At 63.7% G+C, this 24,991-nt stretch carries 15 protein-coding genes; 9 read left to right on the forward strand and 6 right to left on the reverse strand.

Annotated features, from left to right (window positions below):
* Positions 1 to 158 precede the first annotated feature (158 nt).
* Both V5E97_RS00955 and V5E97_RS00960 read right to left on the reverse strand, forming a co-directional pair.
* Positions 159 to 1,784, reverse strand: a complete 1,626-nt coding sequence (locus tag V5E97_RS00955; RefSeq protein ID WP_406697400.1) for a hypothetical protein — start codon at positions 1,782 to 1,784, stop codon at positions 159 to 161.
* Between the two features lie 454 nt (positions 1,785 to 2,238).
* Complete coding sequence (locus tag V5E97_RS00960) at positions 2,239 to 3,648, reverse strand: sulfatase (protein ID WP_406697401.1); 1,410 nt, start codon at positions 3,646 to 3,648, stop codon at positions 2,239 to 2,241.
* A 312-nt stretch (positions 3,649 to 3,960) separates the two neighbouring features.
* Here V5E97_RS00960 and V5E97_RS00965 point away from each other — a divergent pair, with 312 nt between their 5' ends.
* The 9 genes from V5E97_RS00965 to V5E97_RS01005 all read left to right on the forward strand — a co-directional run bounded on the left by V5E97_RS00965 (position 3,961) and on the right by V5E97_RS01005 (position 16,429).
* Positions 3,961 to 5,772, forward strand: coding sequence for a M20/M25/M40 family metallo-hydrolase (locus V5E97_RS00965; protein WP_406697402.1), 1,812 nt, complete (start codon positions 3,961 to 3,963; stop codon positions 5,770 to 5,772).
* Between the two features lie 374 nt (positions 5,773 to 6,146).
* Positions 6,147 to 8,492, forward strand: a complete 2,346-nt coding sequence (locus tag V5E97_RS00970) for a DUF1592 domain-containing protein (RefSeq protein WP_406697403.1) — start codon at positions 6,147 to 6,149, stop codon at positions 8,490 to 8,492.
* A gap of 104 nt (positions 8,493 to 8,596) precedes the next feature.
* Complete coding sequence (locus V5E97_RS00975; RefSeq protein ID WP_406697404.1) at positions 8,597 to 9,916, forward strand: DUF1552 domain-containing protein; 1,320 nt, start codon at positions 8,597 to 8,599, stop codon at positions 9,914 to 9,916.
* Positions 9,917 to 10,242: 326 nt separating this feature from the next.
* Positions 10,243 to 10,761: an RNA polymerase sigma factor gene (locus V5E97_RS00980; protein ID WP_406697405.1), complete on the forward strand. Its 519-nt coding sequence runs from the start codon at positions 10,243 to 10,245 to the stop codon at positions 10,759 to 10,761.
* A complete protein-coding gene (locus V5E97_RS00985; RefSeq protein ID WP_406697406.1) occupies positions 10,722 to 11,255 on the forward strand; it encodes a hypothetical protein in 534 nt (177 codons plus the stop codon). The genes V5E97_RS00980 and V5E97_RS00985 overlap by 40 nt, the downstream gene beginning before the upstream one ends.
* Positions 11,252 to 12,754 (forward strand): hypothetical protein, encoded by a 1,503-nt coding sequence (locus tag V5E97_RS00990; protein WP_406697407.1) that lies wholly within the window; start codon positions 11,252 to 11,254, stop codon positions 12,752 to 12,754. The genes V5E97_RS00985 and V5E97_RS00990 overlap by 4 nt, the downstream gene beginning before the upstream one ends.
* 40 nt (positions 12,755 to 12,794) lie before the next feature.
* A complete protein-coding gene (locus V5E97_RS00995) occupies positions 12,795 to 14,333 on the forward strand; it encodes a DUF1559 domain-containing protein (RefSeq protein WP_406697408.1) in 1,539 nt (512 codons plus the stop codon).
* A gap of 282 nt (positions 14,334 to 14,615) precedes the next feature.
* Positions 14,616 to 15,554: an MBL fold metallo-hydrolase gene (locus tag V5E97_RS01000; RefSeq protein WP_406697409.1), complete on the forward strand. Its 939-nt coding sequence runs from the start codon at positions 14,616 to 14,618 to the stop codon at positions 15,552 to 15,554.
* A gap of 251 nt (positions 15,555 to 15,805) precedes the next feature.
* The gene (locus V5E97_RS01005) at positions 15,806 to 16,429 is read left to right on the forward strand and encodes a hypothetical protein (protein ID WP_406697410.1); all 624 of its coding nucleotides are present in this window, start codon (positions 15,806 to 15,808) and stop codon (positions 16,427 to 16,429) included.
* Between the two features lie 228 nt (positions 16,430 to 16,657).
* On the opposite strand, the gene V5E97_RS01010 is transcribed toward V5E97_RS01005, so the two are convergent.
* The 4 genes from V5E97_RS01010 to V5E97_RS01025 all read right to left on the reverse strand — a co-directional run bounded on the left by V5E97_RS01010 (position 16,658) and on the right by V5E97_RS01025 (position 24,709).
* A complete protein-coding gene (locus tag V5E97_RS01010) occupies positions 16,658 to 18,094 on the reverse strand; it encodes a sulfatase family protein (RefSeq protein ID WP_406697411.1) in 1,437 nt (478 codons plus the stop codon).
* 116 nt (positions 18,095 to 18,210) lie between these two features.
* The gene (locus tag V5E97_RS01015) at positions 18,211 to 19,536 is read right to left on the reverse strand and encodes a sulfatase family protein (protein WP_406701113.1); all 1,326 of its coding nucleotides are present in this window, start codon (positions 19,534 to 19,536) and stop codon (positions 18,211 to 18,213) included.
* A gap of 49 nt (positions 19,537 to 19,585) precedes the next feature.
* Positions 19,586 to 21,163: a sulfatase family protein gene (locus V5E97_RS01020; protein WP_406697412.1), complete on the reverse strand. Its 1,578-nt coding sequence runs from the start codon at positions 21,161 to 21,163 to the stop codon at positions 19,586 to 19,588.
* Between the two features lie 537 nt (positions 21,164 to 21,700).
* Positions 21,701 to 24,709: a PVC-type heme-binding CxxCH protein gene (locus V5E97_RS01025; protein WP_406697413.1), complete on the reverse strand. Its 3,009-nt coding sequence runs from the start codon at positions 24,707 to 24,709 to the stop codon at positions 21,701 to 21,703.
* Positions 24,710 to 24,991 lie beyond the last annotated feature (282 nt).

Raw genomic sequence — 24,991 nt, forward strand, 5'->3', positions numbered from 1 at the left:
GAGACCTCAGAGCCAACCGGGCGAAGTCCGTCAGGAAGAACGAAGTGAAGTGATCACGATCGCACCAAAGAAAAAAGGCCGCCGGCCCTCGCATTCTCGCGGGGACCGGCGGCCTTTCAGTTCAACTTCTATTCACATCAAGAGAACAGACATCAGCCTCAAAGACCACTCAGGTCGGCCGCGATCACGCGGATCCCCTTTTTCAGGCCGAGCGACTTGACCATCTCCTCCGTCGCGGGGAGTGTCATGCTCCGCTGCGGCGAGATGCTGATCCCCGAGAGGATCTTCGAGTCGTTGCCGTTCTCCTTGCCCAGGACCGCGATTCCGTTCAGGATCAGCGGCGAGGCATTCTCGATCTTGATCTTGTAGGTCGGTTTCCCCTTCGAGCGCGGCCCGGAGGAAAGCTGAGCCCGAACCATGCGGTCGAGGATCCCTTCGGCCAGGCCGTCGGCCACGGCCGCCACGTCGAGCTCACCCGTCTTCTTACGCGAGAGCGGAAGCGTGAACTTACCCGCCGCCGCCCATGAACGAGCCGGGCCGTCGCTGGTCGCCACCTGGACGGTGGCCTCGTCACCGTTGACCTGAACCTTGCACGCCACGGCCGGCCCCTTCGGCTCCGAAGGCACGCCCGAAACCCCCTTCAGCCCCAGGAGCGTTTTCTCCTTGAGCGCGTCGCGGAGTTCTTGAGCCGCCGACTCTCCGGCCGTCCCCTTGGAAACGACCTCGTACTGCAAGACCCCCGTCTCCTCGGCGGGCATCGCCCCCAAGCCATCGACGAAGTTCCGGGCCAGCGTCAGCTCATGAGCGTTGGACCACGACTTCGACATCCCCTCGATCGCGTCCCACTCATGGCCAGAGGCCACGCGCAACATGACAAGCTGGGCCACAGCCTGAGGCGCCTTGTCCTCGGCCAGTCGCTTCAGCGCCCCCTGCACACGGGTGTCATCGGTCAACTGGCTGATCTCGCCGAGACGAAGCTTCTCCCCCTTGGCCGGCATCGCCATCGACTGATCCGCATTCGCGTCGGACAGTCTCACCAGGCGAGTGGGAAGATGCCGGGTCTGCTTCGGGCTCAGCGCGGCGAACGGGAGGCCCGTCGGAGGAACCGAGCGGAATCCACCGCCTCGTCCTCCCATGCCACCGCCCATGCCCCCCATGCCGCCCATGCCACCACCCATGCCGCCCATACCACCGCCGCCCATACCGCCCATCATGCCGCCCATCAGCGACTGCTGGTCCCAGCTATCCTTATCGCCGACAAGGGACATGATCAGCCGACCCAACATCATCATCCCCATGGAGGCCGGCATGGTTCCGCCCCCCCCCATCATGCCGCCGCCACCACCGCCGCCCATGCCTCCCATGCCGCCGCCCATACCACCCATGCCGCCGCCCATGCCCCCCATGCCACCGCCCATACCACCGCCGCCCATGCCTCCCATGCCACCGCCCATGCCGCCGCCACCCATGCCACCCATACCGCCGAATTGGCCGGTGGCCCCTGAGGCGATCAGACCGGGGGGAAGGACGACCCGGAGCGGCCGCTTGGTCTTGTTCGTGAGCGACAAGGTCATACGGCCATCGCCGCTGCCTTCAGCGTTGACGGAAACATCCCCCTGTCGAACCGCTTCGAAGAGGCTGACAGGCTTGGTTTCGGGGGAGGTCGTCTGATCCTCGGCCTTGGCCGCGGGCTCGACCGCAACGCTTTGCGTCGCTGATACCGACAGACAGAGTCCGGCCGCCAGGGCCGCCAAACGCCCGGGCGTAAAGAGAGCGAGTCGCATGGGGGAGAAACCTTTCTGGTGCTCACCTGAGCACGCGGGGGGATTATCCGGACATTGGTCGTGAAAGTCGGCAGAAGAAGAGGATCAATGCGCTCGATCGGATCCGGCTCAAGGCATGAAAGGAAAAGTTTCAGAGCCGGAGGAACGCGAGAGGAGGTCGCGATCGACCTGTCTTGGACGCCCGCGGTCGCGGGGATATTCAGTGATCCGCAAAAAAATTAAAAAAAGGGCCCGCCAAGGTCATGAGCTGGAGATCGGATCGCCCCAACCCTAACCGCCACAATCCGTTCGTTCACGGAACGAGCCCCCCTGCCACTGCCACTCCGAACGGACACGCGGGATAGTTTACCCCGCGAAATGCCCCCGCGACTCAGGACCCGAGTCCCTTGGCACCGTTCTTGGGAAACGGAGGGGACTCGGCGACCTCATGAACTGCTTGATTGCCCCCCGAGTCTCACTTTTTGTTCGGTGTCGGCATGGGTGCATGAATTTGCTGACGCCATGCGAGCATCCTGGCGTGAAGTTCCTTCACGCGATCGGGCATCGTGGCGGCCAGATCGTGTTTTTCCCCCACATCGGTTCGTGGGTTATAGAGTTCGAGTTTGCCGGTCTCGAAGAACTCCAGGAGCTTCCAGTCGCCCGACTGGATGACGCCGACGGGGGTAGTCCGCCAGCTTTCCCGGCCCGCGCCAAGATAGCCGGGAAAGTGCCAGTAGAGGTTCTCACGCTCCCACTTTCCCTGGCCACCGGTGGTCAACAAGCTGAGGTAGCTGGTTCCATCAAGAGGGTAGTTCTCTGCCGGCTTTCCTCCGGCCAGTTCGACCAGGGTGGGGTAGAGATCCACGCTGTTGATGGAGCGGTCGCAGACGGTGCCCGCGGGGATCTTGCCGGGCCAGCGAAAGAGATAAGGGACCCGGATTCCCCCTTCGTAGAGCATTCCCTTGCCTCCACGCAACGGGGCGTTGTCGGTCACGGCTCCCGCCTTGCCAATCCCTTCCCGAGCATAGCCTCCGACACCCCCGTTATCGCTCGAGAAAATGACCAGCGTGTTGTCGGCGAGCCCGAGATCATCGAGCGTCTTGACCACTCGGCCCACGCTCTCGTCGACGCTGGCAATCATCGCGGCGTAGGTCGGGTCGTGGTGCCCTCCGGCCGCCGGCTTGCCAGCAAACTTCTTAACCAGCTCTTTCTTGGCCTGATGAGGTGAATGAACGCCGTAGTGAGGCAGATAGAGAAAGAAAGGTTCGTCTTTGTGACGGGTGATGAAGTCGACCGCCTGATCGGTCAGGAAATCGGCGAGGTAGGTGCCGGCCGGGTAAGTGACCTTGGGGATGGTCGTAAAGTCAAAGTGCTTACCCATCGAGACGATCGCTTCGTTGAACCCCCTGCGCCTGGGGTGATAGTCCCCTTGCTGGCCGAGGTGCCACTTACCGAACATCGCCGTGGCATACCCTGCCGACTGGAGCGCCTGGGCGATCGTTACTTTCTCCAACGGCAGCCCCTGGGCATTGTCGACCGGCCGGAGCGGTCGGCTCTTCCAGTCGAACCGATCAATCGAGCCCACGGTATAAACGCCGGTCCGCGGCCCGTACTGGCCGCTCATCAGGGCGGCCCGCGTCGGCTGGCAGTTGGGCCCGCACGAGTACCCATAGTTGAACTTCAAGCCTTGAACGGCCAGCTTGTCGATGTTCGGAGTCTCGTAATAGCCACTTCCGTAGCACGCGACATCGGTGTAACCGAGGTCGTCGGCCAGGATGAAAACAATGTTCGGTTTCCGATCCGCCGCCCAAACGCTGCGCGGTCCCTGAGCCGTGGCGCAAAGCACCAGCGCGGCCACCATCCAACGAACGACGCTACGGCTCATCACGACCTCTCCCTCTTAAACTTCTTTTGCGTTTGAAATCCTGTAACAGCCATCGGTAACGAGTTCGCCGATGCTAATCGGTTCACCGAACTTTCACCACCAGATCGCTCGCGCAACCAGGCTTTGCCCTGGTGTTCTCGGCGAAAACCAGTCCGCCACCCTCTGGAGTGTCGCTCGACGCGAGCCTAAGATCAGGTCCCGCGACTGATGGAACCGCAAACAACATCACGCGCCACCTCCATTGGGCCCCATCGCTCGCGAATCTCATCCTGATCCTGATCCTCATCCTGATCCTCGCGGAGTTCCGCAACCATGCCCCGGCTCCACAAAACCCTCGTGCTGCTGCCAGTGACCTGTCTCTTGCCCTTGTTCTCGCTCCATGCGCAACAACCGGCCCCCGTCGCGAACCAGCCGACGGCCAAGGAGGTCATCAAGGCGGTCGAGACGAAGCAAGCCTCGACCAAAGCCGTGAACGATCCCATCGAGCGGATCAAAGAGGAAGGACTGAAGCGGTCGCAGGTCATGGCGACCTTGGGCTACCTGACCGACGTGATCGGCCCCAGGCTCACCGGCTCGCCGGGGCTGACGCGAGCGAACGAGTGGACCCGAGACAAGCTCTCAGGGTGGGGCATGGAGAACGCGCACCTCGAGTCGTGGGGGCCATTCGGGCGCGGCTGGTCGCTCCAGCGGTTCTCGGCCCAGGTCGTCGAGCCGCACTCGATCCCCTTGATCGGCTACCCCAAGGCATGGTCGCCCGGCCTCGAAGGGACGCTCCACGCCCCGGTCGTCTACCTCGACGCCAAGTCGGAAGCCGACCTCGCCCGGTTCAAGGGAACGATCAAGGGAGCGATCGTGCTGACCGGGCCGGCGCGCAACCTCGCCGCCCGAGTCGAACCGCTCGCGACCCGGCTGACGGATAGCGAGTTGCTCACCTTGGCCAATGCCGGCGAGCCCAGCAGCGGACGTGGTCCACAACGCCGCCGCGAAACCCCTTCGTTCGAGCGGAAAAAGCTCCAGTTCCTCGTCGACGAAGGTGCTGCGCTGGTGGTCGAGCCCAGCTCGCTCGGGGACGGCGGCACCCTCTTCGTCAGCAGTGCCAGTCTTCCCGGCCCCGCGACCCTGCCCGCCACCAAAGCCAGGCGACCCGCCGCCTGGGACAAAGACTCCCCTCGGACCGTCCCCCAGATCGTCCTCGCCATCGAGCACTACAACCGCTTGATCCGCATGATCGGCCAGGGCGAGTCGCTCAAAATGGCCGTCGACCTGTCCGTCCAATTTCATGATGACGACTTGATGGGTTACAACACGATCGCCGAAATTCCCGGCACCGACCTCAAACATGAAGTCGTCATGCTCGGCGGCCACCTCGACTCGTGGCACAGCGGCACCGGCGCCACCGACAACGCGGCCGGCGTCTCCGTGGCCATGGAGGCCCTTCGAATCCTCAAGGCGCTCCACTTGCAACCCCGCAGGACCGTCCGGATCGCGCTCTGGACCGGCGAAGAGCAGGGGCTCCGGGGCTCGCGGGCCTATGCCTCCAAGCACTTCAGCAACGGCGACGACCCCGCCGGGTTCGGTCGCTCGGAGAGCTCGGAGACTGAGACGGAGAAAACCAAGGACAAGAAGTCCGAGGCCGACTCGACGCCAACCCCTGAGTTTGAATCGTTCTCGGGCTACTTCAACCTCGACAACGGAACCGGGAAAATCCGAGGGGTCTACCTCCAGGGGAACGAGGCCGTGCGGCCGATCTTCCGCAAGTGGCTCCAGCCCTTCCGAGACATGGGGGCCACAACCCTCTCGCTCGCCAACACCGGGGGAACCGACCACCTCTCGTTCGACGGTGTCGGACTGCCCGGCTTCCAGTTCATCCAGGATCCGGTCGAATACTCGACCCGAACCCACCACTCGAACCAGGATGTCTTCGACCGCATCCAGGCCGACGACATGAAGCAAGCCTCAATCATCATGGCTGCATTTGTTTACAATACCGCCATGCAGGACGAGAAACTACCGCGAAAAGCCAAGCCCAAGCGTGAGGCGCCCACCGTGGCCACAAACCCCAGCCGAAACGCAGCTTCCGGCTCCGCTCCGTCAACGACGAATGGCGGCCCCTCATCCCCCTGACACATTGGGCATCGGCGGCTCACCTCAACTCGCCACGCTCGCCCTCGAGGTGAGCGTGAACTCCTTGGCCGGCGTCACCCGAGCCGAAATTCCCGGAGGGAAACTCATCACCTTGTTCCGCGGGTCCGAGTGAAGTAGAATACTTGTTCTATCGACGGCTGGCGTGCGCGCCTCGTCGAAGCAAAGGAGTGGAATCTGTCAGACTGCTCGACGATCCTTGATTTTTTTGGTTCAGATGAGTCCTCCGCGTTCGCTGCCGCCGGAATCCGGTTGATCCTGTCAACGGTCGGTGGTCAGTCCTGCCGCTTAGGTAACACGCCCGGCTCCGCGTCTTGGCTCCAGGAGACCCAGGCTCCGCCATGGAAAGCCTACCGATGCCGATCCCACTCCACCCCTTGGTCTCACTTCGTCGCCCAGGTCTCGCGGCCAGAACAGCTCTCGGCTGGCTGACCATCCTCGCACTGGTGGTGCTGACCCCGCGAGTTGTCACGGCAGCCGAAGAGAGCCGCGGAGAACAGATTTACCTTCGCCAGTGCGCTTCGTGTCATGGGGCGAAGGGGGAGGGGACCCCCGAGGACTATCCGCATCCTCTGATCGGGGATCGGACCTTGCCCCGGCTCGCCGGCTACATCGCCAAGTCGATGCCCGAGGACGATCCGGGGTCATGTGTCGGGGAGGATGCCGAGCAGGTTGCAGCCTACATTTACGAGGCATTCTATTCGAAAGCAGCGCAGGCCCGTACCAAGCCTCCCCGGATCGAGCTCTCCCACCTCACCGTGCGACAGTACCGCAATGCGGTGACCGACCTCCTCGGCAGTTTCCGCTCCCCCGGCCAGTGGGGAGAGCAGCGCGGTTTGCAGGGGGACTACTTCAAGTCGAAGCAGATCCGCAAGGACGGGGTCATCAGCCGGGTCGATCCCGAGGTCCGATTCAATTTCGCCAAGTCAAGCCCCGACCCCGAGAAGATCGAGCCCAAGGAATTCGCGATCCGCTGGCAAGGGTCGGTCCTCGCGCCCGAGACGGGGGAGTATGAATTCATCGTCAAGACCGAGAACAGCGCCCGGTTGTGGGTCAACGACCTCAAGCAGCCGCTGATCGACGCGTATGTCAAGTCGGGCAGCGACACCGAATATCGCGGGTCGATCCGCCTGCTGGCCGGTCGGGCTTATCCCCTGCGGCTCGAATATTTCAAGGCCAACCAAGGGGTCAAGAAGGAAGACAAGAAGGCCGAGGAGGCGCCGGCGTCGGTCTCCCTGGAGTGGGCCCTGCCGCATCGGGCCGCCGAGGTCATTCCCCCGCACAACCTCTCCCCCAACCTACTTCCTGAATCCTTCGTCCTGGCGAGCCCGTTCCCGCCCGATGATCGCAGCATCGGCTACGAACGTGGGTCGTCGGTCTCCAAGGAGTGGGAGCAGGCCACGACTGACGCCGCGATCGAAGTGGCCGACTACGTCGTGGCCCACCTTCGCGACCTGACCGGGGTCAAAGAGAGCGACCCGGACCGAGAGCCTCGCCTCCGCGCGTTCAGCCTTCAATTCGCCGAGCGTGCGTTTCGCCGCCCGCTGTCGGACGACCAGCGCGAGCTCTATGTCGAGCGTCAGTTCAAGGACATCCGCGACTTCGATACGGCCGTCAAGCGGGTCGTGCTCCTCGTCCTCAAGTCACCCCGGTTCCTCTACCACGAGGTCGGGGGAGAGGGGGATGCCTATGACGTGGCCTCCCGAATCTCGTTCGGACTCTGGGACTCGATCCCGGACAAGCCACTCCTCCAAGCCGCCGGATCCGGCCAGCTCAAAACGCCTGATCAGGTGACCGGCCAGGCAGAACGCATGGTTTCCGACCTGCGGTGCCGCTCGAAGCTCCGTGACTTCTTCTTTCAGTGGCTGAAGGTCGAACAGATCCCTGACCTGGCGAAGGATCCCAAGCGGTTCGCCGAGTTCGATGAGGCGATGGCGTCGGACCTCCGCACCTCGCTCGACCTGCTGCTGGAAGACCTGGTCTGGAGCGAATCCTCCGACTTCCGCCAGCTCCTGCTCACCGATTCACTCTACCTCAACGGCCGGCTCGCTCAGTTCTACGGCGCGGAACTTCCCACCGACGCCCCCTTCCAGAAGGTCACGGCGGAACCTCGCGAGCGTGCCGGCATCTTGACCCATCCGTATCTGATGACGAGCTTCGCCTACACGGCGACGAGCTCGCCGATCCATCGCGGCGTGTTCATCGCTCGGAGCGTCCTCGGCCTGGCGTTGCGGCCGCCGCCCGAAGCTTTCCCTCCGCTCTCGCCCGACCTGCATCCTCAGTTGAGCACTCGCGAACGGGTGGCCCTTCAGACCAGCCCCGAGTCTTGCCAGGCCTGCCACGCGATGATCAACCCGCTCGGCTTCACCCTGGAGCCGTTCGACGCCGTCGGTCGTTTCCGTCGCGAGGAAAACGGCCGGTCGATCGACGCGACGGGAGCCTATCAGACAAGGACCGGGGAACTCGTCAAGTTCGCAGGCGCCCGCGACCTGGCGACGTTCCTGGCAGGCAGCCCGGAGACCCACAACGCCTTCATCGAACAGGTCTTCCACAACATCGTCAAACACCCGGTCCGCGCGTTCGGATCGCATGAGCTCGAGAACCTGCGCACCGCGTTCACCGAAAGTGACTTCAACATCCGAAAACTCGTAGTCAAGATCGTGACTGACACCGCCTTGACCGCGCGTGAGAGTAAACCGTAGATGCATCGAGTGCGCACTCGCCCCGTAGGCCGGGTGCCGCCAAAGCCTATTCCTGCCTGATCCTTGTTCGATTCGTTTCGCCGGCTTTATTCAGGAGCAATGACGTGGCCCAGAGATCGACTCGACGCGAGTTCATTCGCGACCTCGGCATTGGCGCGGCATCCCTCCCGTTCATCCTGAATTTGCCTAGCCTCGGCTTTGCGAACCAGCAAAAGCGCAAGCAACGGCTGGTCATTCTCTTCAGCCCGAACGGCATCGTTCCCTCGACGTTCTGGCCCGACGAAGCCGGAGAGTCGTTCGCCTTCAAGGAGAGCCTGGCGCCCCTGGAAGCGTTCCGCAAGCAGACTCTGATCCTCCGCGGCGTCTGCGACAAGGTCCGCGGCGACGGCGACAGCCACATGCGCGGAATTGGCTGCCTGCTCACGGGGACGGAACTCTTCCCCGGCAATATCCAAGGGGGGTCGGACACCCCGGCCGGATGGTCCAGCGGCATCTCCATCGATCAAGAGATCAAGAATCATCTTCAGAAGGGGCCCGACTCGCGGACCCGGTTCGGCTCGCTCGAGTTCGGCGTCATGGTGCCGGACCGCGCGGACACCTGGACCCGAATGGTCTACAGCGGCCCGAACAAGCCGGTCACGCCGATCGACGACCCCTACCAGATGTTCGCCAAGCTCTACGGCCGGATGAAGGATCGCGAGAGCCTCAAGAGCATCCTCGACGCGTTGGGAGACGACCTGGGCAAGGTCCGATCGGTCGTCAGCGCCGAGGACCGGCACCTGCTCGAAGAGCACGAGACCTTCGTTCGCGAGATGGAAAACGAGCTCAAGTCGAGCCAGAACGAGGAACTCGGCCACGCGGTCCCCGAGCTCGAACCAGGGATCAAGGAAGAGAACGACGAGATCCCCCGCATCAGCAAGATGCAGATCGACCTGATGGTCAACAGCTTCGCCTCCGACTTTGCCCGCGTGGCCACCTTGCAATACACCAACTCGGTCGGTGGCGCAAAGATGCGCTGGCTGAAGGTGGACGAGGGGCATCACGAGCTATCGCACGAGCCGGACAGCAACGCCAGTGCCCAGGAGAAGCTGACGCGGATCAACCAGTGGTATTGCGAGCAGCTCGCCTACCTCGCGAAACGACTCGCCGACACCCCCGAACCGGGCGGGCAGGGGAGCCTGCTCGATAACACGCTCATCGTCTGGACCAACGAGCTGGGCAAGGGGAACTCGCACACCCTCGACAACATCCCGTTCGTGCTGGTCGGCAACGGCCTCGACTTCCGGATGGGCCGGTCGCTCCAGTACAAGAAGGTGCCCCACAACCGGCTCCTGCTGGGATTGGCCCACGGCATGGGACACCGGATCGACACGTTCGGCAACCCGAACTTCTGCGGCGACGGGGTGCTCCACGACCTGACTTGATCTGAGTGAGTGGGGAGTGGGGAGCTGACCGGCTCCCCGTCCCTCATCTCCTCGGGGAATCCCTGGTGGGCCGTGCCCATCCTACAAGAGAATTCGGGCCTTTCCTTCCCTCTTGTAGGGTGGGCACGGCCCACCATCTTTGACTTCTCTCGCCAAGAAGACAGGAAAACCACGCCCCCTCATCTCCCCTAAAATCTTTTCGTCAAACCAGTTACAACAATTCCTCACGACATTCACCAATCGACTCCAAAAAAACTTGGGATCCCGCAGTCCGACTGTTGTCATACTCCATAGAGTGACCAGTGCGGCCGGTGAGTCCCCAGCGCATGGATTCAGCACAGCTCGGACGCTTAATCGATCGGTTGGCCGGGCCGCTCGAGCTTTACGCTCGCCAGTGGTGCGATACGCCCGAGGATGTCGTCCAGGAAGCGTTCGTGAAGCTGGCTGCCCAGCGTAAGCCGCTTCTATCGCTCGAGGCCTGGCTGTTCCGAACGGTCCGCAATGGCGCGATCAACGCCGGAATCGCCAGCCAGCGGCGGAAGCGTCATGAGGCCGAGGCCGCGGCCACGGTTCCCGCTTGGTTCGAGCCCGATCCGTTGGGTCGAGGTGCGACCGCCGTGGATCCCGAGCTCGCCCAGTCGGCGCTCGCGGCGTTGCCCCTCGCGCAGCGTGAAGTCATCGTGGCCCATCTCTGGGGGGCCTTGGCCTTTGAACAGATCGCCGAGCTCGCCGGCATCTCCGCGAGTTCGGCCCACCGCCTCTATCACGCAGGTCTGACAGCCCTGCGTGAACGCCTGGGGATCCCATGTCGCACGAGCAGCACCACGCGGTCGATCTCGAGTTGAACGCAATCGAGCACGCCCTCGGCTCGCTCACACCGTCACGTAGCCGCCTCGACCGCGACCAGTTGATGTTCCGCGCGGGGCAGGCCTCAATGCGAAAGGCGTCGGTTGGCCGAGGGCTCTGGATTGCGGTCGCCGCCAGCACCGGGCTGATCGCGTTGGGTGAAGCGGCCATGCTCGCGAACCGGCCAACCCCTCAAATCATCGAGAAGGTCATCGTCGTCCGGGAGCGGGAACCGGTCGCTCGCGACACCCCCACCGACCCGGTCGTGGCCCAGGCGCCGGCGACGATCCGCGGCTTTGGAGCCTCGCCTTCGTTCGGGTCGACCGCCTACGAGCGGCTGACCTCGCAGGTGTTCCGCTACGGACTCGACGGCCTTCCCACCCCACCATCGACCCGAGCAAACCTGGATGCCCTCAAGCCGTCGCCCCCGCTCACGCGTCAACTGTGGCAAGAAGAACTCCTGAAAACCCTCGAGCCTGGAGCCCCCTCGTGAGACGGACATTCGCTCTGGTTGCCCTGGCCTCGGCCCTGGGACCGCTGGCCGCCCCGACCCCGGCCCCGGCCCAGTCGCCCCCCGCCCCTCAGCCGACTGTGTTCACCTTGCGGCCGGCCGCCGCGCCCCGGCCGGCCCTGAAGTACCGGCTCGTGCCCGAGCGCCACACGCTCGTGCCGGGCAACGCCGCGATCTTCTACCATCGCGCCCTCCAGATGATGCTCACGATCCGAGGGAACGACACCGCCCTGGCAAAGAAGCCGGAGCCCGGAGCCCGCCCCGAGTCGATCGACGAGCGGATCGCTCGCTGGGGGAACGTCCCGCTCGACGAGTTCCCGCGCGACGAAGCAAGAACGGGACTCGAGCCGTACCGCAGGGTCCTGAACGAGATCGAGCTGGGCGCGATCCGGGCGACCTGCGACTGGGAATTCGACCTGCGCAAGGAAGGCATCAATCTCTTGATCCCCGAGATCCAGGAAATGCGCACCCTGGCAAGGCTGGTGAAGGTACGGGCCCGTCTGGAAATCCTGGATGGCAAAACCGACGAGGCCATGCGTTGGATCCAGATCGGCCTGGTCATGGGTCGACACGTCAGCCAGGGACCGCTCGTGATCCAGGCGCTGGTCGGCGTCGCGATCGACACCCTGATGAACGGCTGCCTCATCGACCTGATCCAGGCCCCGGGCACCCCCAGCTTGTTCTGGGCCCTGGCCGACCGCCCCCAGCCGTTCATCGACCTGAGGGAGGCGTTGGAAGGGGAACGCTACATCCTCGAAAGGGAGGTGCCCGAACTCAACGAGCTCGATCGGGGAGTCTGGAGCCTCGACGAGGCCCGACGGTTCACCAATGAGCTGCAACGCAAGCTCTTCAGCCTCGCGACAGGTGAGCCGATCCCCGGCACCAACGCGGCCTTGCCTGATTTGTCCGGCTCCGCGCGCCGACTCGGGATCGCCGCCATGGCCGCCAAGATCTACCCCGAGGCCAAACGGGCCCTGATCGCCGAAGGGCGGCCCGAAGCGACGGTCGAGGCGATGCCCATTATCCAGGTCGCCGCGATCCACAGTTTCCAGGAATACCGAAGGCTTCGTGACGAAACCTACAAGTGGATGAATCTTCCCTACTGGCAATCGTTCGGCCGGGCGGACCAGGCGAGCGTGCTCACCCAGGAGGACAAGCTCGCCAACCCCCTGCTCACGATGTTCCGCATGCTGACTCCGGCCCTGAACTCAGCACGCCTTGCCGCCCTGCGGCTCGATCGCCAGTTCGACGCACTCGAATGCGTTGAAGCCATCCGGTTGCACGTTCACGCTCACCCGGGCAAGTTCCCCGCAAGTCTCGAAGACATCACCGACGCTCCCGTGCCGCGCGATCCCGCGACAGGCAATCCCTTCGTCTACAAGGTTCAAGGCGACACGGCCACCCTGACGGCCCCCGTCCCCCCCGGAGGCCCGAACCATCCCTCCTACACGATTGATTACCTGTTGAAACTGGCCCGTTAACCTGATCGCCCCTCGTCCCGTTCCCGCTGGAGAACCGCCCATGATGCTTTCAGCCCCCTTGATTGTGCTTCTGGCGATCGGAGCGCCGCCGTCCCAGGCAGAGGGAGCCGCCAAGGCCGCGGCGGCCGTCGCCCCCTTCCTCGGCGACGAGGTGGCGGCGGTGGCCCACCTGGACCTCGCCAAACTCAACGTGCAAACTTTCGTCCGGAGCGTTGTCGGCACCCTGGCCGACGAAGAGGATGTGAGCCGGATCACGAAAACGGCCGGCGACTGGGTCGAAGCCCTGCGGAAGGCGGGCGCCAAGGACCTGTTCCTCCTGCTCGACCCGGCCGACGTCCCTGGCGTGCCGGTCCTGGTGGTGCCACTGAGCGACGGAGCCGATGACCGCGCGGTGGCCAAGATTCTCTCGGACAGCCTTCAGCGTGGTGGACTGGGACGCGGGGCGGCCAGCGAGACGATCCGCGGCGCGATCGTCTCCGGCTCTCCCAAGGCCCTGGCCCGAATTCGCGATGCCAAGCCCACGGCTCGCCCCGAGATCGCCCTCGCCCTGGCCGGGGGTGAAGCCGCGATCCGGATCGCCTTCGTCCCGAGCACCACCCAGCGCAGGGCGATCGAGGAGAGTATGCCGAACCTCCCCCCCGAACTCGGCGGCGCTCCAATCACAACGCTCTCCCGCGGTCTCCGGTGGGCGGCGCTCGCCATCGCAGCCGACCCCAAACCCGCCCTCCACATCATTGTTCAGGCGGAGGATGCCGACACGGCCAAGGCCATTCTGACCCTCGCCCAGGACGCATTCAAACTCCTGGCCCGCAACGCTCAGGCCGACCCTGGATTGGCCGAACTGATCAAGGCGCTCAGCCAGACCACCACGCCTCAGATCCAGGGAGACCGAATCAGCTTCGATGCCAACCTCGAGAAAACGGCCGCCCTGGTCGCCGTGCCGATCCGCAAGGCACGCGAGGCGGCCCGCCGCTCCCAGTGTATCAACAACCTGAAGCAGATTGGTCTGGCCATGCACAACTATCACGCGGCTTATAACACATTCCCGCCCGCCTACAGCGCAACCAAGGATGGCAAGCCCCTCCTGAGCTGGCGGGTCCACATCCTGCCCTATCTCGAGCAGCAGTCGCTCTACAAGCAATTCAAGCTCGACGAACCCTGGGATAGCGCGAACAATAAAGCCCTGATCTCGCGGATGCCGCCCATGCTCGCCTGCCCCAGCGGCAGTCGGAAACTCGCGGGCGAGGGCAAGACGACCTATCTCACGCCTCGAGGCGCCGACACGATTTTCCCAGGCAAGACGGGAATCAGGCTCCAGGAGATCACCGACGGCACCTCGAACACGATCATGGTCATCGAGGCCAACGACGACTCCGCCGTGACCTGGACCAAACCGGACGACTGGGAAATCCCCACCCCGTTCACCACCAAGGGCCTGCTCGGCCATCATCCGGGGGGCACGAACGCCGGGTTCGCCGACGGCTCGGTCCGCTTCCTCAGAGACACGATCCTCCCCCGGAACTTCCAGAGCCTTCTGACCCGCGACGGGGGCGAAGTGATCTCGGCTGACGACCTGTAAACGGTCCCCACCCGAATCGCTCGGGAAGGACGCCGCCGGTCCCTGGAACGCAAGAAACCGCGGCGCCCTTCCCTCGGGACCGGACGACCGGCAAGCGCAGCGCCCACCCATCCAGGCGTTGCTCTCCCCTTGCCTGACCGTTTCCCGGAGCGATAATAGGGGCGGAGTCAGTCGACCGCTACTTGAGAGTGACAGCCGCTCGTGACGCCCCTCGGCCGGACCGGAACGAATCCGCCGGCAGTTCCGGCCATCACTCACGGAAAGCAACGAGGCACAACCGCCATGGGATCGGACTCGACGCGAAGAGCCTTTTTGCGGGATACCTCCGCCACGGCGGCCGCCCTGACCACGCTGGCCTCGACCCGCCCGGCTGGCGCGACGGCAGCCGACATCTCCGAAACATTTGCTTACGTGTGCGTAACCTGCGGTTCCCAGTTCACCGAATCTTCCCGCCCTCCCGAGCACTGCCCCGTCTGCGAAGACGAACGACAATACGTAAACCCAGACGGCCAGGAGTGGAAGACCCTCGACCAGATCCGCACAACGCACAAGAACGCGATCACACAAGAAGAAAAGCATCTCTATTCGATCAACACCGTGCCGAAGTTCAGCATCGGCCAGCGTGCCTTCCTGATCCAGACGCCGCAAGGAAACGTCCTCTGGGATTGCGTCTCACTGATTGACGACGCGACGATCGCACGCATCAAGGAACTGGGCGGGATCGCCGAGATCGCAATCTCCCATCCTCACTACTACACGACGATGGTCGAGTGGAGTCGCGCCTTCGGGAATGCCCCCGTGCACATTCACGAGGCGGAACGGCCTTGGGTGATGCGTCCTGACCCGTGCGTCCGGTTCTGGAACGGGGAAAGCCTCAAGCTTCGCGGCGGATTATTAAACTTGGTCCGCACCGGCGGCCATTTCGAGGGGTATCAGGTCCTCCACTGGCCGGCCGGGGCCGGCGGCCTCGGCGCCTTGATGGCGGGCGACCAGCCGCAAATTTGCATGGACCCCAAGCAGGTCAGTTTCATGTACAGCTACCCCAACTTCATCCCCTTGAATGCGCCTGCGATCCGCCATGTCGTCGACTGCCTCGAACCGCTCGCCTACGATCGGATTTATGGCGCCTTCGTCGTTCGTGGCAAAGGGGTCATTCCCTCAGGCGGCAAGGCGGTCGTTCGCCGTTCCGCCGACCGCTACCTGAAAGCCATTCAGACATGAGCGAGGGAAAGCCAAGGCCAATCACGTTTCCTCCCCTCTGAAAACCAGTGTTCAAGAGCAAGCCGAGAGAGAAACTCATCAAATACAAAGGGGCGGGGAACTCGTTTATGAGTTCCCCGCCCCTTTGTATTGAGCCTCGGATCGGTGCGTCCCTTAGACCAAGGGGTCCCTCACAGAATGGACGCAGCCCTTTCAACCCATTAACCGCATATCTCGATTAGCAGCTGCACCCAACGGGCATACCGTTCATCATGACGCAGCAGGTGCAACCGGCGTCCATCATGGTCGCGCAGCAGTCGCAGCAGGCCTGGATCATGGCGCAGCAATCTTTGTCACCGCTGGTGCAGGTGATGCAGCAGCCGTCTTCGGTCATCTCGCACTTGCACATGCCCATCATGAGGTTGCAGCAGCAGACCATCATGCCGTTCATCATCATACAACAAGAGCACATGCCGCCGGCCAGCATCGTGCAGAGGTTCTGCATCATGCTGCAGGCCATCTTGTCGTCGCAGGTGCAGGTGATCTTCATGCCGCCCGGGCACTTCTCGAAGACCATCTTGCATCGCGACATCATCATCATGTTCATGCCGGTCGGCATCGCCGAGGGGCCGCTCATCATCCCCGCGCCCATGCCAGGCATGCCGGTCGTCGGAGCCGTCATTCCCATTCGTTCCATCATCTTGTTCATCTTACCCATGTCCCTTCCATTGCAAAGTACACACTTGAGACCCGACGCCGGGCCTGAATCTGAGTCGCAGTATAGAGAGACCAAACACGGCAAAACAAGATCGGAACTCAAAAAATATGGAAAATCCATCATGACTTACTTCGTCAACTTGGTTAGGTTTTTGAGGCCCCAAACCTGCCTGAAATGAGGCAATTCCGCTTCAATTGAGCGTCTAGCGCTATACCTCTCAAATCAAGTCGGGAAGTCATCATCCAGACATCAAGGTCTGCCCACAATATGAGCAAGTGGCCCGATCGGCCCGTCTTTTGGGGTCTTTCGCCTCGTTACCGGGTATTTCGCCTACCCCGGGCGGCCCGAACAACTGGCTTGCCCGGGCCACCCGAATCCACCAACCCCAAGCCCTTGTCACGGCGTCTTATTTGGCCGCCTTCTTTCGGTTCGCCTTCGTTGCGGGCTTGGTGGCTCCCTTGGCCGCGGCGACCGCGGCGGGTTCCGGGGTTCGGCCCTGGTCGTTCGACTCCTCGATCCAATGCTCCAGTTCCGCGCGCAGTCGCTTCAACGCGGTCTGGTTCGCGGGATCGCGGGAGTCGACGAGGTTGTGGATCTCGTGCGGATCGCTCTCGAGGTCGTAGAACTCTTCCGGGGGCATGGTGGGGGCCGCGAGCACGGCCTGGGACGGCGTCAACTTGCCCTGGGCGGCGAGTTCCTTGATCAGGTTCCAGACCGGGTAGGACCGCTCCTTGTAGTCGTTCGCTTGCAAGAACGGACGCTCGGGCATGAAGTTGCGGATGTAGCGGTAGCGAGCGTCCCGAACCGTGCGGAATCGGAAGACCGTCTCATCGCAACGGTCGCGGGCGCCGAAGACGTAGCGGCGAGCTGCCTCGGCCCGATCGCCAAGGAAGACTTGCCCTTGCATCCCGGCCGGTTTCTTCTGGCCGGCGGCCACGTCGAGGAGCGTCGGCAGCAGGTCGATCGCCGCAACCAGGCGATCGTCCACCGCGCCGGTGCGGTAGTGAGCGGGGGCGGGGAGGGAAGCCGGCCAGCGGACGATCAAGGGGACGTGCAGACCTTCCTCGTAGCAGAACTGCTTGCCCCGGACGTGCGCTTCGCCGTGGTCGGATGTGAACACGACGATCGTCCGCGAGGCCAGGCCATCAGCGTCGAGTTGCTGGAGGATGCGGCCGACTTTCTCGTCGAGTTCCGTGGCGGCGTCGAGGTATTTGGCGTAATCCTCGCGGGTGACGGGATGGTCGGGGTAGTAGGGGGGGATGACGACCTTGGCCGGGTCGGCCCGCCGTGGAGAGACGAACGCGCGGTGCGTCTCTTTGAAGTTTACTTGCGCGATGAATGGTTGATTTGACTTGAGATCTTCCCAACGGCCGGAGTCAAACGGCTTTCCCTCGGTGGTGAAGTTCCAGTCGGTCTTGCCCGAGCCGGTCACGTTCGCACCGGCGGGGAAGGTCCGGACGTTGGCGGTAAAATAACCGGCATCGCGGAACCAGGCGGGGGCGATCCGGACGCCGGGAGGGAGCCGATAGCCATCGTCGCGGTGCGAGCGATGATTATGGGCGCCGATGGTGGTCTGATACATCCCCGTCATGAACGCGGATCGACTCACCGAGCAAACCGGGGCCGTGGTATACGCCCTCGTATAGCGAACTCCTTCGGCGGCCAGCTTGTCGATGTTCGGGGTCCAGACTTGCTGGGTGCCGTAGCATCCCAGGTGGGGTCCAAAGTCCTCAGCGACGAGCCAGAGGATATTCGGTCGTTCGGCAGACGCAGCGAGCCCCGGTCTCGGAACAAGCGTGATTCCGAGCAACATGGCCAATGACAGTATGTGAGAGCGTCGCATCACAGCACTCCATTAACAAAGCAGCAATTCTTGACTCGTCCTGGTTCCGAACCGTTTTGGGGGAGGGAGGGCCGGCGGGATCCACCGCAACGGCCCTCCGGACGAATCTAACCGGCCTAATTCCGGTTCGTCGTGGCGGGCCACCACGCTTCGATCAGCTTTTTCAAATGCTCAATTTTCTCTGGATTCTGAGCGGCAAGGTTGGTTGTCTCGCCCGGATCGTGCGCGAGGTCGTACAGTTCCGCGGTCGTGTCGGGGGTGTTCTGAGGCGCGGGGAGGATGAGTTTCCAGTCCCCCTCGATGGCCCAGCGATTGCGGAGACTGCTGGCAGGGTCGTGGATATCCACGGCGTTGTGGGTGAAGATCTCGCCGAAGATCGCCTTGCGCTGGTCCACCTTGGCTTGATCGAGCAGGTTGAGCCCCTGCATCTCGGGCGCGGGGGTAAGTCCGGCGGCGGCGAGGATCGTCGGGGCGAGGTCGATCGAGAGCACCGGCTGGTTCGACACGCTCGGCTCGACGTGACCGGGCCAGCGGATCAGGATGGGGGTCCGAATTCCTCCCTCGTTGGGCGATTGCTTGGAGCGTGGGGCGAACCGGTCGGCCTTCGGATCCTGAATCCAGCCGTTGTCGGCGAGGAAGACGACCATGGTGTCCTTGGCCAACCCATTCTTATCGAGGTGGTCAAGGAGTTGCCCGCAGGTCTCGTCGAACCACTCACACATCGCCCAATACTTGGCCACCTCGAGCGAGGGGGCCGCACCTTTGTACTTCTCGAGCAACCGGGCCGGAGGAGTGTGGGGCGAGTGCGGCATCATCGGCGCATACCAGAGGAAAAAAGGGGCCTTCTGCCCGCTCGCCTTATCGATGAACTCAAAGACCTCGGTCATCCCTTGCCGGCCGATCTTCAAACCTTCGTCGCCATGCCGGCCCCCTTTATCGGGATCGCCCTGAGTCATGCCCTCGGTGAAACCGCCGTGGCGGTAGTTCCCCCCCCACCATTTGCCGGCCTGAAAGCTCAGATAGTTCTTGGTCGCCAGCGATTTCGGCAAGCTCGGAGACCGATCGAAATTCGCAATCATCTCTCGACGAGCCGCGAGATAGCCGGGGTCTCGAATCGCCGCGACGCCCACCTTGCCGGCGGGCAAGGGGGGGTCGTTGCTCGTCACCTTGTGCTGGTGCGGGTAGAGCCCCGTCAGAATCGACGCCAGACTCGGCGAGCAGAGACTCGAGGGGACGTAGCCGCGTCGAAACGTCAACGACTGGGCCGACAGCCGGTCCAGGTTCGGGGTCCGGATTTGCGGGTGGCCCATGAAGGAATAGTCGCCGAACGCTTGATCGTCGGCGATGATCATGACGACATTCGGAGGGGCGGCGAGAGCAGGGGCGGCACCCCCTAATGCGAGGGCCAGCCCAATGAGACGGGATAAGACTCTCGACGTCATCATGTACTTCTCCTCATCACCAAATTTCCACACACGTATACAAGGCCAATCAACGATTTGCATCCCGAGAGATCCGGACCGATCCGGCGTTCTCCCGCGCAGGCCCAGGAGTGCTGCGTCCCTCGACCACGTAACGTTCCAGAAGCTTCGTCAGTCGCTCGACGACTTCGGGATGCTCGGCTTGGAGGTTCCGGAGTTCGCCCAGGTCGCGTTCGAGGTTGAAGAGTTGGACCGGGGGAAGCCGCTTCGCCTCGGGACGGCCGGGACGGGGATCGCTCCAACCCCCGGAGTCGGGGCAGAGAGCCAGCTTCCATGGCCCCTGGCGGACCGCGAACGAGCCGTCGATCGAGTGGTGGACGGTGGCCTCACGCACCGGCTCCTGGGCCGTGCCCAGGAGGTCGGGGAGGATGTTCACGCTATCCTCGCCTGCATCTGCCAGCACCGTCGACCCTACGATCGCGGCGCAGGTGGCCAGCAAGTCGGTCAGGCAGATCGTGTCGTCGCAGGTGGATCCGGCTTGCACCTTGCCGGGCCAGCGGGCGAGGAACGGGATGCGGTGGCCCCCCTCGAAGATATCGGCCTTGTGACCGCGGAGCGGACCGCTCGGATGATGTCCCGCTTTGGCCAGCGCGGGAAAGTCGGCCGAGGGGGAGCACCCATTATCGCTGGTGAAGATGACCAGGGTCGAACCGGTCATCGCGTTCCGTTCGAGCGCATCGAGCACCCGGCCGACCGTGGCATCGACTTGCATCACGAAGTCGCCATAGGTGCCGACTTTGCTCCGACCCCGAAACGAATCATCGGGGACGATCGGAGTGTGCGGAGCTGTCAGAGGGAAATAGAGGAAGAATGGCCGGGACTTCGACTTCTCCTGCTTCCCCCACCCGTCGATCAACTCGACCGCCTTGGCCGTGAGCGTGGGGAGAACGCCGACCGCCTCGAAATCCGCGTGCGCAGGACCTTTCCGAATGTAAGTCTTCTCGGTGGTGGGCAACCCCACGGTGCGGTCATCGTGGATATAAAGATAGGGCGGCATGTCGAGCGACGCGCTGATGCCATAGTAGGTGTCAAACCCCACGGATGTGGGTCCGTGGGTAATCGGCAGCTTGTAGTCGACCGCGGCCATTTTCTCCTTCGCGTCGATGTCGTCGCCGAAGCGGAGCGCACGCGAAGTCCCCCAGTCGAACCCGAGGTGCCACTTGCCGACGCAAGCGGTCTGATAGCCCTTTTGCTGAAGGAGCGAGGCGACGGTCAATCGGCCCGGCTCGATCAAAGGGGGCGAATAACCGCCGAGAACCCCTTTTTTCAGCCGCGATCGCCACGCATAGCGCCCCGTCAGGATGCCATAGCGGGTCGGTGTGCAGACCGAGGAACCGGAGTGCGCATCGGTGAAGGTCATCCCTTGCTCGGCCAGGCGGTCGAGGTTCGGTGTGGCGATCTTCGAGTCGGGGTTCAAGCGGTGAACGTCGCCATAACCCAGGTCATCGGCCAGGATATAAACGATGTTCGGCCGGTCCGCGGTCGCATGGGTCTCGGCACGAGCCGAGGACGGGGCCACGAGCAGGGCCAGTAAGAAGCCTGACATCAGGGACACGTGAAGTCCGTGAAGGTCGGTTGGCTTTCGCATGGGATCTCCCCCCCTCACGGAGTCCGTTGAGGGTAGGTTCCAACGTTCGGGATTCGCGGGCACGCCGGCCCTCGCACAGGCAAGGGGACCGGCCAGTGTATGGCAACAATCCTCGAAAAGCCATGAGCCTGCCAGGTGACGCCCACACGCGATCCCTCTTGGAGGGTGCGCACGGCCCACCCTGGTATTGGAATCCCATGCGAAGGCCCAAAGACAGGGAGCTCACGCTCCCCGCTCGCCTCTGGAAGCCGAGCGAAAACCAACAATCAAAGGACGACACTGATCGTGGTCCCATGGATTTCGCTCGCCTGGAAGGCGAGCGGGAGCGTGAGCTCCCTGTCTTCCGACGGGTGACAAGCCTCCGGCAACGTAGCGACAGTCTCACCCCCCCCAAGGATTACCAAGTCGACCACAGCATGACACAACAATCTGCTTATTCCATACATAACCTAATGCAAAAAAATTCCCCCACGCGGGCGGCAATGGCCACGTGGGGGAGTCATCAACAAATCAGGTTTGCCTCGGACAGCCGAGGGGTTACTTCGCGGGGGTGGCCGCCGGTGCGGGTCCGCTGTTCCCCTGGATGGAACGCAGGTAGGAGATCAGGTCGGCCAGGGCTTGAGGATCGAGTCCCTGCTCCAACCCTTCGGGCATCAGAGAGAGGCCCGTCGAGGCGATCTCCTCGATCTGCTTCCGGGTCACGACATCCAGAGCCCCTTCGGCCCGTTTCAGGGTGACGGCGCCTGCGGTCTCCTCGGCGATCAGACCGGAGAGCGAACGTCCATCCACCGTCACAACAACATAGTTGAGATAGTTCGGAGCGACTTCGCGATTGGGGTCGAGGATGTGGATGAGCAAGTCTTCAGGAGACCGGCCCGTGACGGTGGCCAGGTCGGGGCCGACCTGGGCCCCGGCGCCCTCGGCCCGATGGCAGGTGGCGCAGACCTTGGTGAAGACGGTCTTTCCGTTGGCCGGCTCGCCCGTCAATTCCAGGGCCTTGCGATACTGGGTGATGATCGCGCCCCGGTCGGGCCGCGCCTCTTTGGCCAGGATCGTCTCGGCCCGGGCGCGGATCGCGCGGTCCGGGTTGGCAAGGAGACCCTTGCGGCGAGCGGGGTCGAGCTCGGCCGCCGAGATCGTCTTGGACTCGATGCCGTCGAGCAAGGCGGCGAGCCGTTCTCGGCGTGTGAAGAGGGCCTCGGCGGCCTCTCGACGCACGGCGGGGCCCATCGCCTTCCAGTGTTCGACGATCGCCGGCCCGACCCGCGGGTCCGGGTGCGCTGCCAACGACTGGATGGCCGCGAGCTGGACCGTGCCCGGTTGTCGGGCATCCAGCAGGTCGGGCAAGACCTTCACGGCATCGTCGGCCGAGCCCAGTGCCAGCAGCCCGATCGCGTCGACGCGGGCCGCCGGCGCTCCCTCGCCCGCCGCAACCTGGGCGGCCTTGGCGAAGAGGGGAGCGATCTTTTCGGCGGCCGGGCCGCTCAGGACGTCACGGAGCGATCCCCCCGAGCGCTGAAGGCCACGCCCCAGTCCAAGGACCGCCACACGAGCCAGCCCAGGGTCGGACTGCCCCCCCGCAAACTGGTCGAGAAAGGCCCGGACGTCCTCGGCCCGATTCTCGGTGCCGATCAACATCGCGAGCTCGCCCAGCCAGTCCCGCCCTTCTTTGGATTCAAAGAAGGCCGGCTTGGCCGCCAGCGCCTCGATCAGAGCGAGCGTTCGCCCGCCAATCGAGCTGAGCACGGCCGTCCGGGTCCAGCGATCCGAAGCATCCTTGACGGCGATCAAGGCCAACGCCTTGGCCGCCCCGGGGTCGGTGACGTCGCCCAGCGAGAGGGCGACCTGGAACCGGACCGTCGGATCAGGGTCCGTGGCCAGGCCGAGCAAGGCCTCCCGAAGCGGGGCGTTCGAGTTGGCCCGGGGACCGGCTAGCTTCGCGGCTTGCTCGCGGACCCCAGGCTCTGCGTCGGCCAGGGCCGTCACGATCAGGTCGTCGTCGAGTCCGCCCAGGACCGAGAGGGTCCACAAGGCATGTGCGCGGGCCAGGGCGTTGGGACGCGTGCGGGCCAGCTCCTTCAAGGGGGCGATGGCGGCCTTGTCGCCATGCTCGATCAACAATCGCTGAGCGGTATCGCGCCACCAGGCGTCAGGATCGGCCAGGTGTTGCACGAGCTCGGCGGTCGTCGCCTTGTTCAAGGCCGGCTTGGCTCGCCGTTTGAAGCCGTCGGGAAGAAGTTCGTAGAGCCGGCCCCGATCGCGCCCGCTGGTCAGGTCGAGGTGCTTCTTGATCGGTTCCGGGATCGAGATCGGGTGCTCGATGGTCTCGCGGTACATGTCGAGAATCATCAACGTGCCGTAGGGCGTGTTGGCGAAGTTCACCGGCCGGAACCAGTTGTCGGTCGACGCCAGGAACTCGACCCCTTCGTCAGCGCGCTTGGCCTGAAGGATCGCCCCGTTCTTGGTGATGATCTTGCGATGCACGAGGTTGCCACCGACGTCACCGACGAATGCGTTGTTGCGATATTCGGGCGCGTAGGCGGAGCCTCGATAAATCGTGACACCGGTGGCCGAGGTGAAAAATCCGGCCGCGTACAGCTCCGAGGGGCTAGCCTTGGCGACGAATTTCGGGTCGGCCACCCGCTGCCGGGTTCGCACCACGCGCCACGGTTCGGGCGGGCTGAGCCGGAAGACGGGCCCCGCTCCCCCTTCAACGGCGATGTCGGTGGTCACGGTCGTCGCGGTCAGGGCCGGGTTCCGCTCGAGGTCGCGGGCCGGCAGGACCACCTGGCGAATGTGGTTGCTGTTACTACAGACGAACCGGTGGCCCCAGTCGTCGACGGCGTGGCCGAACTGCCCGCCGCCGGAGATCGCCTCGAAGGCCGAGCCGTCGGGCTTGAACCGGAAGTCGCGTCCACGAACCGAAACCGCCTTGAGACCAGGCTGCGAGGGATTCACGATGTCCCCGCCGTTGGTCCCCGCGGCGCCATAAATCCAGCCGTCGTTGCCCCAGAGCAGGCCATTGACCAGGCCTTGGACATTCTTGTTGTCGAAGCCGGTGAACACAACCCGTCGAATATCGGCCTTGCCGTCGCCGTCGGTGTCCTTGGCATAAATAATGTCTGGCACGGAGGTGATGAAGACTCCGCCGTCGTAAGGCACGATCCCGGTCGGCCACGAGAGCTCCTTGAGGAACTCGTGTCGCTTCTCGAACGTCCCGTCGCCGTCCGCGTCTTCCAGCAGGCTGATTCCCCCGGTGGGGACGGGCTCGGCGAACGGATAGCCGCGCATCTCGACGGCGTAGAGCCGACCATCGGCGTCGTAGCAGACGGCGACCGGGCTGTGGACCACCGGTTCAACAGCCGCCTGCTTAAGCGTAAAGCCCGCATGAAGCTTGAACGTGCTCAACGCATCGGCCGGCTCGTGGGCGGGGATTCGGGGAAGTTCCTTGGCAAGGTCGTCCTCCTGCCCCCAGCCTGCGGTCAGGCAGAGGGCAACGGCGGAGGCGGCCGCCAAGGCATGCTTCAGCGAGGCGGTAAGTCGCATGGCAAGCGATTCCTGAAACAAATGAAGTGGCCAAATCCGAAAAAAAAGCGTCCGCGCGAACCCGGGCGGTCAGCCATGGCACGTCGTAAGAAACAGGAAGGTGTGCATGGTTCCGCCGCACGATTCATCGAGGGACGACTCGCCGGAGACTCCGATCCTTCGGCCAACAGGCCAACCGCCGGGGAGGACGTCTGGATCGAACCGCGGGCATTGTAACTCAAAACAGGCGAAGCCGATAACCACCTCGCGAGAGATCCCGAAGGTCCGCAGGATTCGCTCACC

Origin of the sequence: Singulisphaera photorubra (genome assembly GCF_045290345.1) — a bacterium.
Lineage (GTDB): Bacteria > Planctomycetota > Planctomycetia > Isosphaerales > Isosphaeraceae > Singulisphaera.

What these genes read in the sequence shown, in the direction of transcription:
- V5E97_RS00955 (WP_406697400.1), bottom strand. Translation starts at nt 1,784, where the DNA reads ATGCGACTCGCTCTCTTTACGCCCGGGCGTTTGGCGGCCCTGGCGGCC.
- V5E97_RS00960 (WP_406697401.1), bottom strand. Translation starts at nt 3,648, where the DNA reads ATGAGCCGTAGCGTCGTTCGTTGGATGGTGGCCGCGCTGGTGCTTTGC.
- V5E97_RS00965 (WP_406697402.1), top strand. Translation starts at nt 3,961, where the DNA reads ATGCCCCGGCTCCACAAAACCCTCGTGCTGCTGCCAGTGACCTGTCTC.
- V5E97_RS00970 (WP_406697403.1), top strand. Translation starts at nt 6,147, where the DNA reads ATGCCGATCCCACTCCACCCCTTGGTCTCACTTCGTCGCCCAGGTCTC.
- V5E97_RS00980 (WP_406697405.1), top strand. Translation starts at nt 10,243, where the DNA reads ATGGATTCAGCACAGCTCGGACGCTTAATCGATCGGTTGGCCGGGCCG.
- V5E97_RS00985 (WP_406697406.1), top strand. Translation starts at nt 10,722, where the DNA reads ATGTCGCACGAGCAGCACCACGCGGTCGATCTCGAGTTGAACGCAATC.
- V5E97_RS00995 (WP_406697408.1), top strand. Translation starts at nt 12,795, where the DNA reads ATGATGCTTTCAGCCCCCTTGATTGTGCTTCTGGCGATCGGAGCGCCG.
- V5E97_RS01000 (WP_406697409.1), top strand. Translation starts at nt 14,616, where the DNA reads ATGGGATCGGACTCGACGCGAAGAGCCTTTTTGCGGGATACCTCCGCC.
- V5E97_RS01005 (WP_406697410.1), top strand. Translation starts at nt 15,806, where the DNA reads ATGACGCAGCAGGTGCAACCGGCGTCCATCATGGTCGCGCAGCAGTCG.
- V5E97_RS01010 (WP_406697411.1), bottom strand. Translation starts at nt 18,094, where the DNA reads ATGCGACGCTCTCACATACTGTCATTGGCCATGTTGCTCGGAATCACG.
- V5E97_RS01015 (WP_406701113.1), bottom strand. Translation starts at nt 19,536, where the DNA reads ATGACGTCGAGAGTCTTATCCCGTCTCATTGGGCTGGCCCTCGCATTA.
- V5E97_RS01020 (WP_406697412.1), bottom strand. Translation starts at nt 21,163, where the DNA reads ATGCGAAAGCCAACCGACCTTCACGGACTTCACGTGTCCCTGATGTCA.
- V5E97_RS01025 (WP_406697413.1), bottom strand. Translation starts at nt 24,709, where the DNA reads ATGCGACTTACCGCCTCGCTGAAGCATGCCTTGGCGGCCGCCTCCGCC.